The organism is Lysobacter cavernae (assembly GCF_042648505.1).
Taxonomy (GTDB): domain Bacteria; phylum Pseudomonadota; class Gammaproteobacteria; order Xanthomonadales; family Xanthomonadaceae; genus Lysobacter_L; species Lysobacter_L cavernae.
In genome coordinates this window covers 141028-158015 of sequence record NZ_JBHRXK010000002.1, presented here as the reverse complement: position 1 = coordinate 158015, position 16988 = coordinate 141028, and the positions used below count along the sequence as shown (strand labels likewise).

The window sequence follows — 16988 nt, the reverse complement described above, 5'->3', positions numbered from 1 at the left end:
ACGCGGTTGGCGCGGTGGCCGGCAACCAGCACAATAGGGTTTTCGCGCAATCTTCTGCGGAGCCCCCCACATGACTGAGTTGAAGGAAGCACGCGTCCCCGACATCGGGGATTACGACGGCGTGCCGGTGATCGAACTGCTGGTCGCGGTCGGCGACACGGTCAAACAGGACCAGGGTCTGGTCACGCTGGAGTCCGACAAGGCGACGATGGAGGTGCCCGCGCCGTTTGCCGGTGTCGTGCGCGAGCTCAAGGTCAAGATCGGCGACGCACTGGCCGAAGGCAGCGTGGTTGCGCTGATCGAGCCGAGCGAGGCCGTCGCTGCACCGGCAGCACCTGCCGCCGCACCGCCGCGTGCCGAACCGGCCGCGCCCGCACAGCATGTCACGGCCGCTGAAACCGCGACCCGGGTCGAGCCGGTGGTGGTGCCGCAGCAGGCCGACCGCATCGCCCAGGCGTCGATCGACGCGGCCCGGCCGGGCACCGACCCGGAGGCGATGCCGCCACGGCTTTCAAACCCGGTGTCGCCGCCGGTGGCGTTCAACGCCGACGAGCTGATGCCCGACAAGGTGCCGTATGCGAGCCCGGCGGTGCGCCTGTTCGCGCGCGAGCTCGGCGTCGACCTGGCGCAGGTCGCCGGCAGCGAGCGCGGTGGTCGCATCAGCAAGGACGACGTGCAGAAGTTCGTCAAAAGCGTGCTGTCGGGCCAAGGCGGCGTGGCCGCCGCGGTGCCGGCGGCGACTGGCGGTGGTCTGAGCCTGCTGCCGTGGCCGAAGGTCGATTTCAGCAAGTTCGGCGAGATCGAAACCAAGCCGCTGACCCGCATCCAGAAGCTGTCCGGCGCCAACCTGGCGCGCAACTGGGCGATGATCCCGCACGTCACCCAGCACGACGACGCCGACATCACCGACCTGGAAGCGCTGCGCGTCGCGCTCAACAAGGAAAACGAGGGGCGTGCTGGTAACAGCCCCGGCATCAAGCTGACCATGCTCGCCTTCCTGATCAAGGCCTCGGCCGCCGCGCTGCACAAGTACCCGACCTTCAACGCCTCGCTCGATGCCTCGGGCGAGAACCTCACGTTGAAGAAGTACTTCCACATCGGCTTCGCCGCCGACACGCCCAACGGCCTGGTCGTGCCGGTGGTGCGCGACGTCGACAAGAAAGGCGTGCTGCAGATCGCCCAGGAAACCGGCGAGCTGGCCAGGAAGGCGCGCGACGGCAAGCTGACGCCGGCCGAGATGAGCGGCGGCTGCTTCTCGATCAGCTCGCTCGGCGGCATCGGCGGCACCGCGTTCACGCCGATCGTCAACGCGCCGGAAGTGGCGATCCTCGGCGTGTCCAAGTCGGCGATGCAGCCGGTGTGGAACGGCGAGAAGTTCAAGCCGCGCCTGATCCTGCCGCTGTCCCTGAGCTACGACCACCGCGTCATCGACGGCGCCGCCGCCGCGCGTTTCACCGCCACCCTGGCGCAGCTGCTGGCCGACATGCGGCGCGTGCTGCTGTGAACCGGCGCGCCCTGTGCCTGCTCGCCGGCCTGCTGGCGGGGCAAGCTCTATTGGCGCCGCCAGCGAGCGCCGCCGACGACTGCCGGGTCGACCTGGGCCGTGGCTGGCCGCCGGCGACCGAGAACTACGGTTCGACGGTCGAGCAATTGTTCGCCGGTACGGCCAGGAAGCCGGTGCTGACGCTGACCCGTCTGCCGTTGCGCGGCGTTGAAAGCGGCCTGCAGCTGTTCGCCGGCGAAGACGATGCCGACTGGTGGCTGCGCTACAGCACCGCTGACGAGCGCGTCTCGGCCTGGAGCGGCGGCCGCCTCGAACTGCGCACCGCGCGGCCGCCCGAACAGGTCGAAGTGCCGATGCCGGCCGCGCTGGGCCGGCGCGTCGTCACCGAGTGGCAGCGCACCCTCGGCGCGCTGACGCCCCAGGACCGCGCCGCCGAATTCTTTGATGACGAGGTGCTGTTGTTCGTGGTCGACGGCCTGCGCGTAAGCGGCCTTCAACCCGGCTGCGGCCCCGGCGAGGAGCTGATGCAGCAGCTCGAGCTGATGATCGACGCCACTGGCGACGACGAGGAAGACCGCGCCGAGCGCTGGCTCAAGCTCGGCGAGTCGCTGGACCAACTGGAACAATCGCTCGCCGGCGCCGCCGGCTGAAGCGCAGGAGAAACGCATGGCCCCCATTGAAGTGAAGGTGCCGGACATCGGCGATTACGACGGCGTGCCGGTGATCGAATTGCTGGTCGCGGTCGGCGACACGGTCAAGCAGGACCAGGGTCTGGTCACGCTCGAGTCGGACAAGGCGACGATGGAAGTGCCGTCGTCGGCCGCCGGCGTGATCAAGGAGCTCAGGGTCAAGGTTGGCGACAAGGTCGCCGAGGGCGCGGTGATCGCAATTCTTGATAGTGCGGGCGCCACCGCCGAGGCACCGGCGAAGCCCGCGCCCGCCGCGGAACCGGTCAAGCCGCCGGTCGCGCCGTCGCCGGCCGCACCTGCCAGTGCCGCGGCCAAGCCCGCGCTGGGCACCGGCAAGCCGGCCGACATCGAATGCCACATCGTGGTCATCGGCTCCGGTCCCGGCGGCTACACCGCCGCGTTCCGCGCCGCCGACCTGGGGCTGGACACGGTGCTGGTCGAGCGTTACGAAACGCTCGGTGGCGTCTGCCTCAACGTCGGCTGTATCCCCTCCAAGGCGCTGCTGCATGCCGCGGCCCTGATCGAGGAGGCCGCGCATTCCGCCGAGATCGGCGTCGATTTTGGCAAGCCGAAGATCAATCTGGACAAGCTGCGCGACTTCAAGCAGAACAAGGTGGTCGGCCAGTTCACCAAGGGCCTGGCTGGCATGGCCAAGCAGCGCAAGGTGCGCACGGTGCAGGGCGTGGCCAGGTTCGTTTCGCCGCATGAGCTGGAAATTGCCGATGCCAATGGCAAGACCCAACTGCTGCGTTTCGAACAGTGCATCATCGCCGCCGGTTCGCAGGCGGTGAAGCTGCCGAACTTCCCGTGGGACGACCCGCGGGTGATGGACTCCACCGACGCGCTGGAGCTGGCGGAGGTGCCGAAGCAGTTGCTGGTGGTCGGCGGCGGCATCATCGGCCTGGAGATGGCGACGGTGTACCGTGCGCTCGGCAGCGAGGTCACTGTGGTCGAGTTCATGGACCAGCTGATGCCCGGTTCCGACAAGGACCTGGTCAGGCCGCTCGCCGAGCGCCTGAAGAAGCAGGGCGTGGCCGTGCACCTCAAGACCAAGGCGGCCAAGGTCGAGGCGTCGAAGAAGGGCCTCACCGTGTTCTTCGAGGGCGCCGACGCGGGTCAGGTACCGGCGCTGGAGTCGGGCACCTTCGACCGCGTGCTCGTGTCCGTGGGGCGTGCGCCCAATGGCGGCAAGCTCGACGCCGACAAGGCCGGCGTGCAGGTCAGCGAGCGTGGCTTCATCGCGGTCGACCGGCAGATGCGTACCAACGTGCCGCACATCTTCGCCATCGGTGACCTGGTCGGCCAGCCGATGCTGGCGCACAAGGCCACGCACGAGGGCAGGCTCGCCGCCGAAGTCGCTGCCGGCGAGAAGAAGGAGTGGGTGGCGCGGGTGATCCCGTCGGTCGCCTACACCGACCCGGAAATCGCCTGGGTCGGCGTCACCGAGACCGAAGCCAAGGCCAAGGGGCTGAAGGTTGGCGTCGGCAAGTTCCCGTGGGCCGCGTCCGCGCGCGCCGTGGGCATCGGTCGCGGCGAGGGCTTCACCAAGCTGATCTTCGACGAAGCGACGCACCGCATCGTCGGCGGTGCGATCGTCGGCGTGCACGCCGGCGACCTCATCAGCGAGGTCGCGTTGGCGATCGAGATGGGCGCGGAGGCCGCCGATATCGGCCACACCATCCACCCGCACCCGACCCTGAGCGAATCGGTCGCCATGGCCGCGGAGGTGTACGAGGGCACCATCACCGACCTCTACATCCCGAAGAAAAAGACCTGACCACGCGATAGCCAATCAGCAAAAAGCCCCGGTCATGCCGGGGTTTTTTCTTGGGCGCGGTATTCATGCCGGGGCGTCATTCGGCAGGCCGGAAAAGGCGAAGCCCCGGCGGAGAGTCCGGGGCTTCGGAGGGCCCACCGCAGCTTTTGCCATTGACGAGGAGAGAGTGGCGGAGGGCGTCGGGCAATAAGACCGGCCGCTGCGCGAAAGGTTCCGCACGACACTCATCGCGATGCGCGCTGCCTGTTCAGGCCGGCACGCCGGGGCTGTTGATCGCGCGGCTGCGCCGCTGCTCGATGCGCTTCCAGATCTTCTCGTGGAAGTGGAAGGCGACGGTGTTGCAGGCTGGCTCCACCAGCGCCAGCGCGCCGCCGACCCAGACACTGCCGGTCATCAGGTAGCCAACGGCGAAGGCGACGATGAAATGGACCGCGGCAAAGCTGAGTGTCTTGGTCATGGTCGGGCTCACAAATGAGATTCGTTCTCAATTGTGAGCGAGGCGTGGCCTCTGGTCCAATCGGATGTTTGCGGCTATATCGATAGATTGTGGCTATCGAACTGACGTTGTTCGGCGCGCGGCTTTTCCGGGTAATTGAAAGGCCATGGCGGGCCGCCAGGCTGGCGCCATAGGCGATCGATGGCGCCGGTCGGGAAAATATCCACCATTCCAGATGGCAGTGACGGTCGGCGGTTGCCGGCTTGCCAGTCGCGTTCTATACTTTTGCGGCTCAACCGGGCGCTTTTGCGCCTGCCCCAGACCGACGAGTCCCGCGTGCACGATCCATTGTCCGCAGGCCGCCGGCTGGCGTCGCGCGCGACTGCCTGGCAGGCCGGCGCGACGGCGCTGGTCGCGCTGGCCTTCCTCCCCCTCGGGGTGCCTTCGGCGCTGGCGGCGGCGGTCGGCGGTGGCGCGATCGTCGCAGGCGGACTGGTGGCGGCCCTGATGGCCCTGAGCGGCGGTGTACAGCCGGCCGGGATGGCGATGGGACGGCTTCTGGCCGGGGTGATGTTGAAGTGGGTGGTGGTGTTTGCAGTTTTAACGCTCGGCCTGGCCGGGTTCAAGCTGCCGCCACTGCCAATGCTGGGAGGGGTGCTGGCGGCAACGCTGGCCTTCGTCCTGGCCAATCTTTTGAAACGATAAGGTGTCTTTTCGTGAGTGAACAGACCGGTTCGGGCGGCCTGAACGAATACATCCAGCATCACCTTACGCAGAACGCGATCGAGGTGGGCGGTGGTGCTTTCCACATCGATACCTGGGTGGTGTCGCTGGTGCTCGGCCTCGTGTTCATCGCGTGGTTCGGCTACTTCGCGCGCAAGGCCTCGGCCGGCGTGCCGAGCAAGGGCCAAGCCTTCGTCGAGCTGATCCTCGAGTTCATCGACGGCCAGGTCAAGGACAGCTTCCACGGCGACCGCCGTTCGCTGACCCCGCTCGCGCTCACGATCTTCATGTGGGTCGTGATGATGAACTGCATGGACTTGCTGCCGCTGGATCTGCCGGGCTGGCTGGTCAAGACCACCGCCGGTGCCGAAGTCGCGCACCACACCTATTTCCGCTGGGTGCCGACCGCCGACCTCAACACCACGCTCGCCCTGTCGACGGTCGTGTTCTTCCTGATCCTGTACCACTCGATCAAGGCCAAGGGCGGTTTCGGCTTCGGCAAGGAACTGCTGACCGCACCGTTCCACGCGCACGGCACCGGCGCCAAGATCGCGCTGGCCCCGGCCAACCTCGGCCTCAACGTCATCGAATACCTGGTCAAGCCGGTTTCGCTGGCGATGCGACTGTTCGGCAACATGTACGGCGGCGAGCTGGTGTTCATGCTCATCGCCGGCCTGCTCGGCGGCAGCCTGCTGATGTTCGTGCCGGGCGTGCTGTTCAATACCGCCTGGGCGATCTTCCACATCCTGATCGTGCTGCTGCAGGCCTTCATCTTCATGATCCTCACCGTCGTCTACATCGCCGGCGCGTACGAGAGTCATTGATCCGCGTTCCACCTTTTCCGTTTCATCTTTCCTTTAGTCCAAACCCAACGTTTCAGTAGGAGAAAACCATGGAATTCATCGCCAATGTGCAGGGCCTGACCGCGATCGCGATCGGCATGATGGTCGGTCTCGGTGCGATCGGCGCTTGCCTCGGCATCGCGCTGATGGGCTCGAAGTTCCTTGAGTCGGCCGCGCGTCAGCCGGAGCTGGTGCCGATGCTGCAGGGCCGCATGTTCCTGCTGGCCGGCCTGATCGACGCCGCGTTCATCATCGCGCTGGCCGTCGGCCTGCTGTTCGCCTTCGGCAACCCGCTGCTGGGCGCGCTGCAGACCGCTGCTGGCGCCTGATCCAGTCGATTGAACCGCTGAGTCGTCCGGCCTGCCGGACGACTCTCCCGGGCGTTCGCGCCCGCAGCGTCCCTACGGAGCTGTCATGAATATCAACATGACCTTCCTGGGCCAGATGATCACGTTCGCGTTGCTCATCTGGTTCACCATGAAGTTCATTTGGCCGCCCCTGAACAAGGCGATCGAAGAGCGTCAGCACAAGATCGCCGAAGGCCTGGCCGCGGCTGAGCAGAGCCAGAAGAACCTGGCCCAGGCCCAGCAGAGCGTCGATGCCGAGCTGCGCGCAGCTCGCACCAAGGCCAACGAGATCATCGAGCAGGCGCACCAGCGTGCCAACCAGATCGTCGATCAGGCCAAGAGCGACGCCATCGTCGAGGCCACGCGCCAGAAGGCGCTGGCCGATGCCGAGATCGCCGCATCGGCCAACCGTGCCCGCGAAGACCTGCGCAAGCAGGTGTCGACGCTGGCCGTGAGCGGTGCCGAGAAGCTGCTCAAGCGCGAGATCGACGCCAACGCCCACAAGGCGTTGCTCGACGAGCTGGCCGCAGAGATCTGATCGGACAGCCCCCAGCGATGAGCCAGAACCTTACCCTCGCCCGTCCGTACGCCCGCGCCGCATTCGCGTTGTCGCGTGACGGTGGCCGCTCCGCCGCGTGGTCGCAGGCACTCGCCTTCGCCGCGCGCGTCGCCGCCGATCCGCAGGCGCAAGCGCTGCTCGGCCACCCGCAGTTGTCGACGGCTGATGCCGCCGGCCTGCTGGTGGTTGACGGTGCCGACGAGGCGTTCACGCGCTTCCTCGGCCTGCTCGCCGACAACCGCCGCCTGCCATTGCTGCCGGAAATCGCCGGGCTGTTCGAACAGCTGCGCGCCGACGCCGACCGCGTGATCAAGGCCAAGGTCACCGCCGCCAGCGAGCTGCCGGCTGCCGAACTCGAATCGATCAAGGCCGCGCTGGTCAAGCGCTTCGGCCGCGAGGTCGAGATCGAAACGGCGGTTGACGCCTCGCTGATCGGTGGCGCGGTGGTCGATGCCGGTGAAGTGGTGATCGACGGCTCGCTCAAGGGCAAGCTCGCGCGCCTGCAGACCGCGCTCGCGGGCTGACCGGCACACAACGAATCAATAGTTACCTCCGGCGGCGACGCCGGGCACAAGGGAAATCCCCATGCAAACCCAGCTCAACCCGTCCGAAATCAGCGAACTGATCAAGACCCGCATCGAGAAGGTCAAGCTGACCGCCGAAGCGCGCAACGAAGGCACCGTCACCTCGGTATCCGACGGCATCGTGCGCATCTACGGTCTGGCCGACGTGATGCAGGGCGAAATGATCGAGCTGCCGAACAACACCTTTGCGCTCGCGCTGAACCTCGAGCGCGACTCGGTCGGCGCCGTGGTCCTGGGTGACTACGAGAACCTGCGCGAAGGTGACGTGGCCAAGACCACCGGCCGCATCCTCGAAGTGCCGGTCGGTCCGGAGCTGTGCGGCCGCGTCGTCAACGCGCTGGGCGAGCCGATCGACGGCAAGGGCCCGATCACCGCGACCCTGACCGCGCCGGTCGAGCGCGTGGCCCCGGGCGTGATCTGGCGCAAGTCGGTCGACCAGCCGGTGCAGACCGGTTACAAGACCGTCGACGCGATGATCCCGATCGGCCGCGGCCAGCGCGAGCTGATCATCGGTGACCGCCAGACCGGCAAGACCGCGCTGGCGATCGACGCGATCATCAACCAGAAGGGCACCGGCATTAAGTGCGTGTACGTGGCGATCGGCCAGAAGGCCTCTTCGGTCGCCAACGTCGTGCGCAAACTGGAAGAAAACGGCGCGATGGCGCACACGATCGTCGTGGCCGCGACTGCCTCCGAGTCGGCCGCGATGCAGTACATCAGCGCCTACTCCGGCTGCACCATGGGCGAGTACTTCCTCGACCGCGGCGAAGACGCGCTGATCGTGTACGACGACCTGTCCAAGCAGGCCGTGGCCTACCGCCAGATCTCGCTGCTGCTCAAGCGTCCGCCGGGTCGCGAAGCCTACCCGGGCGACGTGTTCTACCTGCACAGCCGCCTGCTCGAGCGCGCCGCGCGCGTGTCCGAGGAGTACGTCGAGAAGTTCACCGAAGGCAAGGTGAAGGGCCAGACCGGTTCGCTGACCGCGCTGCCGATCATCGAGACCCAAGCCGGCGACGTCTCGGCGTTCGTGCCGACCAACGTGATCTCGATCACCGACGGCCAGATCTTCCTCGAAACCGACCTGTTCAACGCCGGCATCCGCCCGGCCGTGAACGCCGGCATCTCGGTGTCGCGCGTCGGTGGTGCGGCCCAGACCAAGATCATCAAGAAACTGTCGGGCGGCATCCGCATCGCCCTGGCCCAGTACCGTGAGCTGGCCGCGTTCGCGCAGTTCGCCTCGGACCTGGACGAAGCCACCCGCAAGCAGCTCGAGCGCGGTCAGCGCGTCACCGAGCTGATGAAGCAGAAGCAGTACCAGCCGATGTCGATCGCCGACCAGGCGCTGTCGATCTACGCGGTCAACGAGGGCTACCTTGACGACGTGCCGGTCAACAAGATCGGTGCGTTCGAAGAGGGCCTGCACGCGCACTTCGCCAACACCGCCGGCGAGCTGATGGGCAAGATCAACAGCACCGGCAACTGGAACGACGAACTCGAGGCCGCTTTCAAGAAGGGCATCGCCGAGTTCAAGTCGACCGGCACCTGGTAAGAGGCCGTGATTCGGGATTCGGGATTGGTGATTCGAAAGCGCAACGACTGAATCGCCGATCCCACGAATCACCAATCACCAATCACCAATCACCGCGAGCGAAGCGAGCAAAAGATGGCAGGCGGACGCGAAATCAAAACCAAGATCAAGAGCGTGCAGAACACCCGCAAGGTGACGCGCGCGCTCGAAATGGTCTCGGCCTCCAAGATCCGCAAGGCGCAGGAGCGGATGAAGGTCTCGCGCCCGTACGCGCGCGTGATGAAGCAGGTGATCGGCCACCTGGCCCAGGCCAATTCCGATTACCAGCATCCGTACCTGGTCGAGCGCAAGGATCCCAAGCGCGTCGGCTACATCATCGTGTCCAGTGATCGCGGCCTGGCCGGCGGCCTCAACAACAACCTGTTCCGCAAGCTGCTCGGCGAGTTCCGCAAGTGGCAGGAGCAGGGCGTCGAGATCGACGTCGTCACCATCGGCCAGAAGGCCTCGGTGTTCTTCCGCCGGCTCAAGGTCAACATGGTCGGCTCGGTCACCCATCTGGGCGACCAGCCGAAGCTGGAGCAGTTGGTCGGCGTGATCAAGGTCATGCTCGACGGCTACAGCGCCGGCAGCATCGACCGCGTGTTCGTCTGCTACAACGATTTCGTCAACACGATGACCCAGCGCGCGGCGTTCGACCAGCTGCTGCCGCTGCCGCCGTCTGAGACGCAGGTCGCCAAGCACGACTGGGACTACATCTACGAACCCGATGCGCAGACCGTGCTCGACCACGTGCTGACGCGCTACATCGAGTCGCTGGTGTACCAGGCCGTGCTGGAGAACGTCGCCTCCGAGCATGCCGCGCGCATGGTCGCGATGAAGTCGGCCTCCGACAACGCCACCAAGCTGATCGGCACGCTCAACCTGGTCTACAACAAGGCCCGTCAGGCGGCGATCACCCAGGAAATCTCCGAGATCGTCGGCGGCGCCGCGGCGGTCTGAGCCACCACGGCGATTCAAACAAAATCCCCGGCGGGCGCACGTTGCGATCGCCAAGCAGCTTTAGAGATACGAGGAAATAGTGATGAGCCAGGGCAAGATCGTTCAGATCATCGGTGCCGTCGTCGACGTCGAATTCCCGCGCGAGTCCGTGCCGAAGGTGTACGACGCACTGAAGGTCGAGAACACCGCGATCACGCTGGAAGTGCAGCAGCAGCTCGGTGACGGCGTCGTGCGCACCATCGCGCTCGGTTCGACCGACGGCCTCAAGCGCAACCTGGTGGCCAACAACACCGGCAAGGGCATCTCGGTGCCGGTCGGTGACGGCACGCTGGGCCGCATCATGGACGTGCTTGGTCGGCCGATCGACGAGGCCGGTCCGGTCGAAGCCAAGGATCATTGGGAAATCCACCGCGCCGCGCCGTCGTACGAGGAGCAGTCCTCGACCAACGAGCTGCTCGAGACCGGCATCAAGGTCATCGACCTGATGTGCCCGTTCGCCAAGGGCGGCAAGGTCGGCCTGTTCGGCGGCGCCGGCGTCGGCAAGACCGTCAACATGATGGAACTGATCAACAACATCGCCAAGGCGCACGCGGGTCTGTCCGTGTTCGCCGGCGTGGGCGAGCGTACCCGCGAGGGCAACGACTTCTACCACGAGATGAAGGACTCCAACGTCCTCGACAAGGTCGCGATGGTGTACGGCCAGATGAACGAGCCGCCGGGCAACCGCCTGCGCGTCGCGCTGACCGGCCTGACCATGGCCGAGTACTTCCGCGACGAGAAGGACGCCTCGGGCAAGGGCAAGGACGTGCTGCTGTTCGTCGACAACATCTACCGCTACACGCTGGCCGGTACCGAAGTGTCGGCACTGCTCGGCCGCATGCCGTCGGCGGTGGGTTACCAGCCGACCCTGGCCGAGGAAATGGGCGTGCTGCAGGAGCGCATCACCTCGACCAAGAGCGGTTCGATCACCTCGATCCAGGCCGTCTACGTGCCCGCGGACGACCTGACCGACCCGTCGCCGGCGACCACGTTCGCCCACTTGGACGCGACCGTCGTGCTGAGCCGTAACATCGCCTCGCTGGGTATCTACCCGGCGGTCGATCCGCTCGATTCGACCTCGCGCCAGCTCGACCCGAACGTGATCGGCCACGAGCACTACGACACCGCGCGCAAGGTCCAGGCGACGCTGCAGAAGTACAAGGAGCTCAAGGACATCATCGCGATCCTGGGCATGGACGAGCTGTCGGAAGAAGACAAGCAGGCCGTGTCGCGCGCGCGCAAGATCGAGCGTTTCTTCTCGCAGCCGTTCCACGTCGCCGAAGTGTTCACCGGCTCGCCGGGCAAGTACGTCTCGCTGAAGGACACGATCCGCGGCTTCAAGGGCATTGTCGAAGGCGAGTACGACCACCTGCCGGAGCAGGCGTTCTACATGGTCGGCAGCATCGAGGAAGCGGTCGAGAAGGCCAAGAAGATCACCGGCTGATCCGATCTGTCCCCTCTCCCGCTTGCGGGAGAGGGTTAGGGTGAGGGCGCTTCTTCGGCCCTCGCCCTCACCCCTGCCCTCTCCCGCAAGCGGGAGAGGGGGACAAAGTACAAGGGCGTTTTTTATGGCATCCACGATTCGTTGCGACATCGTCAGCGCCGAGCACGAGATCTTCCACGGCGAGGCCACGTTGGTGGTAGCCACCGGTGAGATCGGCGAGCTTGGCATCGCGCCCAAGCATGCGCCGCTGATCACCCGCTTGAAGCCCGGCAAGGTTGTGGTGACCCTGCCGAGCGGCGAGCAGCTCGACTTCGCGATCTCCGGTGGCATCCTCGAGGTGCAGCCGCAGGTGGTGACCGTGCTGGCCGACACCGCGGTGCGCGCGCAGGACATCGACGAGGCCGCCGTGCTCGCCGCCAAGGGCGAAGCCGAGCGTATTCTTGCCGGTCGCGGCGAAGCGATGGAAATCGCCGAGGCCCAGGCCAAGCTCGCCGAGGCGCTGGTGCAGCTGCAGGCGCTCGAGCGCCTGCGCAAGAACATGAAGCACTGAGGTCTTGCTGCTTTGATGTAACTGAAACGCCGGCCCAGTGCCGGCGTTTTTCTTGGGTCACGGTGACTAGCGCCGATACACCCAGTGGCGCGACAGCAGGAAGCCGATACTGCTCAGGGCCAGCTCGACGCCGGGTTTGGCCAACCAGGCCCACTTCAATCCTGCAGCGTGGGCGATGGCACTGATCGACCCGGTGCTGACAGCCGTGGTCGCCAGCCACATGACGACGAAGCGCGCGAACTGGCGTCGACCGACAGCGGTGTCGTCGCTGGCAAAGGTGAAGCGGCCGTTGAGCCAGAAGCCGAGCAGGGCGCCACTGATGCGGCCGAGCACATTGGCCGGCGCTGCCGCCAGCCCCAGTGCGCTGAACACCACGAACATCGCCCAATCGACCAGCAGCTGCAGCAGGCCGATGGCCAGATAACTGCTGCCCTGGCGCAGCAGCGGCGAGCCGGGAATGAGTTTGCGCATGCGCGGATTCTAGACGCGCACGCGCCGATGCCGGGCATTGGCGTTAATGCAGCCCGGCCCCTACCGTGGGCGACTTGCTAAGATTTCGCCGTGGCGCCGCTGCTCGCGTCAATCCAAGGACATTCGTCGATGAGTCAGTTGCACGTCGTCATCCTCGCCGCCGGCGAGGGCAAGCGCATGAAGTCAGCCACCGCCAAGGTGCTGCAGAAGATCGCCGGGCAGCCGATGCTGGCGCACGTGATCGCCACCGCGCGTCAGCTCGGCCCGACCGGCATCCACGTGGTCTACGGCCACGGCGGCGAGCAGGTGCGCGCGGCCTTTGCCGATCAGCCGGGCCTGCACTGGATCGAACAGGTCGAGCGCCTGGGCACCGGCCATGCCGTGCAGCAGGCGATGCCCGAAGTGCCGCAGGATGCGCGCGTGCTGGTCCTGTACGGCGACGTGCCCCTGATCACCGCCGAGACATTGCAACGCCTGCTGGCAGCGCCGGGCCGGATCGCGGTGTTGGTGGCCGATGTCGACGATCCGACCGGCTACGGCCGCATCGTGCGCGACGCCGAAGGCCGCGTCGGCCGCATCGTCGAACACAAGGATGCGGACGACGAGCAGCGCACGATCCGCACCATCAACACCGGCATCCTGGTCGCCGATGGCGAGCCGCTGCGACGCTGGCTGGCGCATCTTGGCAACGACAATGCCCAGGGCGAGTACTACCTGACCGATGTGTTCGCTTCCGCCGCGGTCGAGTTCAGCGCGGCGGAGATGGTGCACGTGCACGACCCGATCGAGGTCGAGGGCGCCAACGACCCCTGGCAGCTGGCGCAACTGGAGCGCGCCTTCCAGCGCCGCGCTGCGCGCCGTCTGTGCGTGCAGGGCGCGCGCATCGCCGACCCGGCGCGTTACGACCAGCGTGGGGAGGTGGTCGTAGGCCAGGATGTCGAGATCGATGTCGATGTGGTGCTGGAAGGTCGGGTCGAGCTGGCCGACGGCGTGCGCATCGGTCCGTTCTGCCGGCTCAAGGACGTGAAGCTTGGGCCCGGGACCGAGGTGCGCGCGCATTGTGATCTCGACGGCGTGGTCGTCGAGGGCGCGGCCTATATCGGCCCGTACGCGCGGCTGCGTCCGGGCACCGTGCTCGCCGATGGCGTGCATGTCGGCAACTTCGTCGAGACCAAGAACGCGCGGCTGGGCGTGACCAGCAAGGCCAATCACCTGACCTATCTGGGCGATGCGGTGATCGGCAGCGGCGTCAACATCGGCGCCGGCACCATCACCTGCAACTACGACGGCGTGAACAAGTCGACCACGACGATCGAGGACGGCGCCTTCATTGGCTCCAATACGTCGCTGGTCGCGCCGGTCACGGTCGGCAGTGGCGCGACTATTGCCGCTGGCTCGGTGATTACCCGCCCGGCCCCTGAGCATCAACTGACCGTGGCACGCGCGCGTCAGGTCACCATCGAAGGCTGGCAGCGGCCGAAGAAAAAGCCGCGTTGAGCGCAACGGGCGTCGGCCCGCCGGCTTTTCGCGCGGACCCCGTAAGTCGTATGGATCGGCCGCAGGGTTTGCACGCGGCCGGTGAAGCCCCGCATCCGTCGCGGCTCTCGTAGGAGCGGCTTCAGCCGCAAGTCCTTGCTCGCGCAAGTGCGCACCTGCGAAGCACTCCGCCGAAAGGCTCGCGGCTGAAGCCGCTCCTGCACCAGCTAACCGGATCAGGCCGGCAAGGTCAGGCTCACGCACAGCCCGCCGCCGTCGCGGTTGAGCAGGGCAATGCGGCCGCCGTGGGCCTCGGCGATCTCGCGTGCCAGCGCCAGGCCCAGGCCGGTGCCGTTGCGTTTGGTCGAGTAGAACGGCAGCAGCGCGTTGGCGAGTACGGCCTCGTTCATGCCGCTGCCGCGGTCGAGCACGTCGATGCGCCACGCGCCCGGCACCTGGCGCAGCGCCAGCGCCACGTCCTGCGGCTGCGAGCCGGACTCGTGCGCGTTCTTGAGCAGATTGATCAGGCCTTGTTCGAGTTGGGCGACGTCGACGCGGGCGATCGCGTCGCCGATGCGGTGCTCGTAGGTGAACTCGACCTGGGTGCGCAGCTGGGCGATGAAGCGCGACCACTCGATCGCCTCCAATCGGGGCGAAGGCAGCTTGGCGAAGCGTGCGTAGTCGCGGATGAAGCCTTCCAGATGGCGGGCGCGGTCCTCGATGGTCGCCAGTGCCGTCGGTAAACGTTCGAGCTGGCCGCGCCGCAGCAGCTCGGCGCCGGAGTGGGCGAGCGAGGCGATCGGCGCCAGCGAGTTGTTGAGCTCGTGGCTGATCACCCGGATCACCTTCTTCCAGGTCTGCACTTCCTGGCGGCGCAGTTCGGCGGTGAGCTGGCGCAGCAGCACCAGTTCGTGGTGGCGGCCGTTGAGCCGGAACACGCGGCGGGCGAGGTGGTAGATGTCCTCGCGGCCACTATCAATATCGTTTTCGTCGCCAACCGTGAACATGCCGTCACCGCCGCGCTCGAACGCCTCGCGCACCGCGTCCGGGGCCTGTTCGAGCAAGGTGTCGAAGGCCTGGCCTTCCAGGCGCCGGCCCTCGCCGAGCATTTTGCGCGCAGCCAGGTTGCTGTGGACGATGCGGCGGTTCGGATCGACCAGCAACATCGCCACCGGCGTGTTCTGCACCATCGTGTCGAGCAGCAGTTCGCGTTGCACCAGCGCCAGGCGCTGTTCGCGCAGCGCATCGCTGAGCTGGTTGTGGCTGGCGACCAGTTCGCCGAGTTCGCCCTGACCCTGCCATGCCAGACCAAAGCTGAAGTCGCCATCGCGGTAACTGGCGACACTGCCGGCGAGCGCGCGGAACAGCGAATTCATCGGCGCGAATGCACGCTGCACGTGATACACCAACAACGGCAGCAACAACGCCACGGTCAGCGCGACTGCCATCCAGCGCTGTGCCAGTGCGATGGCCAGCCACGTCGCCAGCGCCGCGCCGGCCAGCACGTACAGCGATGCGATCGCACTGAAGACCACGCTCAGCGGCAGGCGACGCAGCCAGCGAATCATCGGCACGCCCTCAATCCCGCTTGATGCCGAGCCGGTCGAGCCGGCGGTACAGCGCCTGGCGCGACAGGCCGAGTTCGTGTGCGGCCTGGGCCAGCACGCCGCCGCTGCGCTGCAGCGCGGCCTCGATGCTGGCGCGATCGGGCTCGTCGCCGTTCAACGGTGCCGCCGTGCCATTCGACGCCGCGAGCAGTCCGAGATCACCAGCACCGATCGCTTCGCCGCGTGCCAGCAACGCGCCGCGCTGGATGGTGTTGCGCAATTCGCGCACGTTGCCCGGCCAGGCGTGGGCCAGCAACGCGCGTTCGGCGTCGTCGCCCAGGCGCTTGCCGGGGGGCAGGAAATGGCGCGCCAGCGGCAGGATGTCGTCCGGGCGCTGGGCCAGCGGCGGCACCTTGATCTCGATCGCGTTGAGCCGGTAATACAGATCCTCGCGAAAATGGCCGGCGGCGATCTGCGCCGGAAGATTGGCGTTGGTCGCGCTGACGATGCGCACCTTGACCGTGCGCTCGCGATTGCCACCCAGGCGCTCGAAGCGGCCGGTCTCGAGCACGCGCAGCAGCTTGACCTGGCCGGCCGGCGGCAAGGTGCCGATCTCGTCGAGGAACAAGGTGCCGCCGTCGGCGGCCTCGAACTTGCCTTCGCGCGCGCGATTGGCGCCGGTGTAGGCACCGGCCTCGGCGCCAAACAATTCGGCTTCGATCAGTTCGCTTGGCAGCGCGCCGCAGTTGAGCGCAACGAACGGACCGCTGCGCACCAGCGAATTGGCGTGGATGATCTCGGCAAATTTTTCCTTGCCGGCGCCGTTGGGGCCGGTGATCAGCACCGGAAGTTCCGAGCGCGCGACCTGGCAGGCGAGCGTGAGTGCGGTCTCGCTGGCAGGGTCGGCATAGATCAGGCCGCGCAGGTCGTATTCGCGCCCCAGCGCGTCGCGACGACGGCGCTCGCCGTTGCGGCGATGCGCCAGTTCGCGCCGCGCCGCGGACAACTCCAGCAAGTTGTTGACCGTAGCCAGCAGCTTGCGGTCGTCCCAGGGCTTGGCGAGGTAATCGGCGGCGCCGGCCTTGACCAGGTCGACCGCCGACTCCAGGTGCGTCCATGCGGTCAGCAGGATCACCGGAAGGTCGGGGCACTGCGCGCGGATCGCGGCGAACAACGCCAGGCCTTCTTCGCCGGACGTGGTGTCGGCGCGGAAGTTCATGTCCTGCACGACGAGATCGAAGGGCTCGCGCGCCAACAGTGCGAGTCCGTCCTCCGGCGTGGTGACCGCACGTGTGTCCACGTCCTGCAGCGATAGCAGCATCTCCAGCGCAGTCGCGACCGCGGGGTTGTCGTCGATGATCAGGACCGTGGGCATTGGTGAGGTTGAGTCGTCCGCGAGCGTGGCTGGACAGAAAGGATGGCGTTACGAACCACATCGGTGACGCAATGATACGGTCCGCGTGCGACGCCCCC

Annotated in this window: 17 protein-coding genes; 13 read left to right on the top strand and 4 right to left on the bottom strand. The window is 66.7% G+C overall.

Translation table 11 applies throughout. From position 1 onward, the window contains the following. Window positions 1-70: 70 nt before the first annotated feature. Genes ACFOLC_RS05130 through lpdA form a run of 3 tightly spaced genes read left to right on the top strand, consistent with a single transcriptional unit; the run spans window position 71 to window position 3970 of the window. Window positions 71-1504: a dihydrolipoyllysine-residue acetyltransferase gene (locus tag ACFOLC_RS05130; protein WP_386758160.1), complete on the top strand. Its 1434-nt coding sequence runs from the start codon at window positions 71-73 to the stop codon at window positions 1502-1504. Further along, window positions 1501-2154 carry a hypothetical protein gene (locus tag ACFOLC_RS05125; protein ID WP_386758159.1) on the top strand — a complete coding sequence of 218 codons (654 nt, stop codon included), beginning with the start codon at window positions 1501-1503 and terminating at the stop codon, window positions 2152-2154. Before ACFOLC_RS05130 ends, ACFOLC_RS05125 begins: the two co-directional genes overlap by 4 nt. A gap of 16 nt (window positions 2155-2170) precedes the next feature. Next, on the top strand, window positions 2171-3970 hold the full coding sequence (gene lpdA, locus ACFOLC_RS05120) for a dihydrolipoyl dehydrogenase (RefSeq protein ID WP_386758158.1): 1800 nt from the start codon (window positions 2171-2173) through the stop codon (window positions 3968-3970). 247 nt (window positions 3971-4217) lie between these two features. On the opposite strand, the gene ACFOLC_RS05115 is transcribed toward lpdA, so the two are convergent. After that, window positions 4218-4427 carry a DUF2061 domain-containing protein gene (locus ACFOLC_RS05115; protein WP_386758157.1) on the bottom strand — a complete coding sequence of 70 codons (210 nt, stop codon included), beginning with the start codon at window positions 4425-4427 and terminating at the stop codon, window positions 4218-4220. Window positions 4428-4607: 180 nt separating this feature from the next. Between ACFOLC_RS05115 and ACFOLC_RS05110 the strand changes: the two genes are divergently transcribed. The 9 genes from ACFOLC_RS05110 to ACFOLC_RS05070 all read left to right on the top strand — a co-directional run bounded on the left by ACFOLC_RS05110 (window position 4608) and on the right by ACFOLC_RS05070 (window position 12021). Continuing rightward, entirely contained in the window at window positions 4608-5111 is a 504-nt protein-coding gene (locus ACFOLC_RS05110; RefSeq protein WP_386758156.1) for a hypothetical protein, read from the top strand. An 11-nt stretch (window positions 5112-5122) separates the two neighbouring features. Beyond that, window positions 5123-5953 carry a F0F1 ATP synthase subunit A gene (gene atpB / locus ACFOLC_RS05105; RefSeq protein ID WP_386758155.1) on the top strand — a complete coding sequence of 277 codons (831 nt, stop codon included), beginning with the start codon at window positions 5123-5125 and terminating at the stop codon, window positions 5951-5953. Between the two features lie 68 nt (window positions 5954-6021). Beyond that, the gene (atpE, locus tag ACFOLC_RS05100; protein ID WP_386758154.1) at window positions 6022-6300 is read left to right on the top strand and encodes a F0F1 ATP synthase subunit C; all 279 of its coding nucleotides are present in this window, start codon (window positions 6022-6024) and stop codon (window positions 6298-6300) included. An 85-nt stretch (window positions 6301-6385) separates the two neighbouring features. Then, window positions 6386-6856 carry a F0F1 ATP synthase subunit B gene (locus ACFOLC_RS05095; RefSeq protein WP_386758153.1) on the top strand — a complete coding sequence of 157 codons (471 nt, stop codon included), beginning with the start codon at window positions 6386-6388 and terminating at the stop codon, window positions 6854-6856. 17 nt (window positions 6857-6873) lie between these two features. Next, window positions 6874-7401 (top strand): F0F1 ATP synthase subunit delta, encoded by a 528-nt coding sequence (locus ACFOLC_RS05090; protein ID WP_386758152.1) that lies wholly within the window; start codon window positions 6874-6876, stop codon window positions 7399-7401. A gap of 61 nt (window positions 7402-7462) precedes the next feature. Then, a complete protein-coding gene (atpA, locus tag ACFOLC_RS05085) occupies window positions 7463-9010 on the top strand; it encodes a F0F1 ATP synthase subunit alpha (protein WP_386758151.1) in 1548 nt (515 codons plus the stop codon). Between the two features lie 114 nt (window positions 9011-9124). After that, window positions 9125-9988: a F0F1 ATP synthase subunit gamma gene (atpG, locus tag ACFOLC_RS05080; RefSeq protein WP_386758150.1), complete on the top strand. Its 864-nt coding sequence runs from the start codon at window positions 9125-9127 to the stop codon at window positions 9986-9988. A gap of 82 nt (window positions 9989-10070) precedes the next feature. Next, window positions 10071-11471 carry a F0F1 ATP synthase subunit beta gene (gene atpD / locus ACFOLC_RS05075; protein WP_386758149.1) on the top strand — a complete coding sequence of 467 codons (1401 nt, stop codon included), beginning with the start codon at window positions 10071-10073 and terminating at the stop codon, window positions 11469-11471. Window positions 11472-11595: 124 nt separating this feature from the next. After that, window positions 11596-12021 carry a F0F1 ATP synthase subunit epsilon gene (locus ACFOLC_RS05070; RefSeq protein ID WP_386758148.1) on the top strand — a complete coding sequence of 142 codons (426 nt, stop codon included), beginning with the start codon at window positions 11596-11598 and terminating at the stop codon, window positions 12019-12021. 66 nt (window positions 12022-12087) lie between these two features. Here ACFOLC_RS05070 and ACFOLC_RS05065 read toward each other — a convergent pair whose 3' ends face one another. Then, a complete protein-coding gene (locus tag ACFOLC_RS05065; RefSeq protein ID WP_386758147.1) occupies window positions 12088-12492 on the bottom strand; it encodes a GtrA family protein in 405 nt (134 codons plus the stop codon). Window positions 12493-12621: 129 nt separating this feature from the next. Between ACFOLC_RS05065 and glmU the strand changes: the two genes are divergently transcribed. Continuing rightward, window positions 12622-13989 (top strand): bifunctional UDP-N-acetylglucosamine diphosphorylase/glucosamine-1-phosphate N-acetyltransferase GlmU, encoded by a 1368-nt coding sequence (gene glmU / locus ACFOLC_RS05060; RefSeq protein WP_386758146.1) that lies wholly within the window; start codon window positions 12622-12624, stop codon window positions 13987-13989. Between the two features lie 215 nt (window positions 13990-14204). Here glmU and ACFOLC_RS05055 read toward each other — a convergent pair whose 3' ends face one another. Both ACFOLC_RS05055 and ACFOLC_RS05050 read right to left on the bottom strand, forming a co-directional pair. Continuing rightward, window positions 14205-15536 carry a sensor histidine kinase gene (locus tag ACFOLC_RS05055; protein WP_386758534.1) on the bottom strand — a complete coding sequence of 444 codons (1332 nt, stop codon included), beginning with the start codon at window positions 15534-15536 and terminating at the stop codon, window positions 14205-14207. Window positions 15537-15546: 10 nt separating this feature from the next. Then, window positions 15547-16890, bottom strand: coding sequence for a sigma-54-dependent transcriptional regulator (locus ACFOLC_RS05050; RefSeq protein ID WP_386758145.1), 1344 nt, complete (start codon window positions 16888-16890; stop codon window positions 15547-15549). Window positions 16891-16988 lie beyond the last annotated feature (98 nt).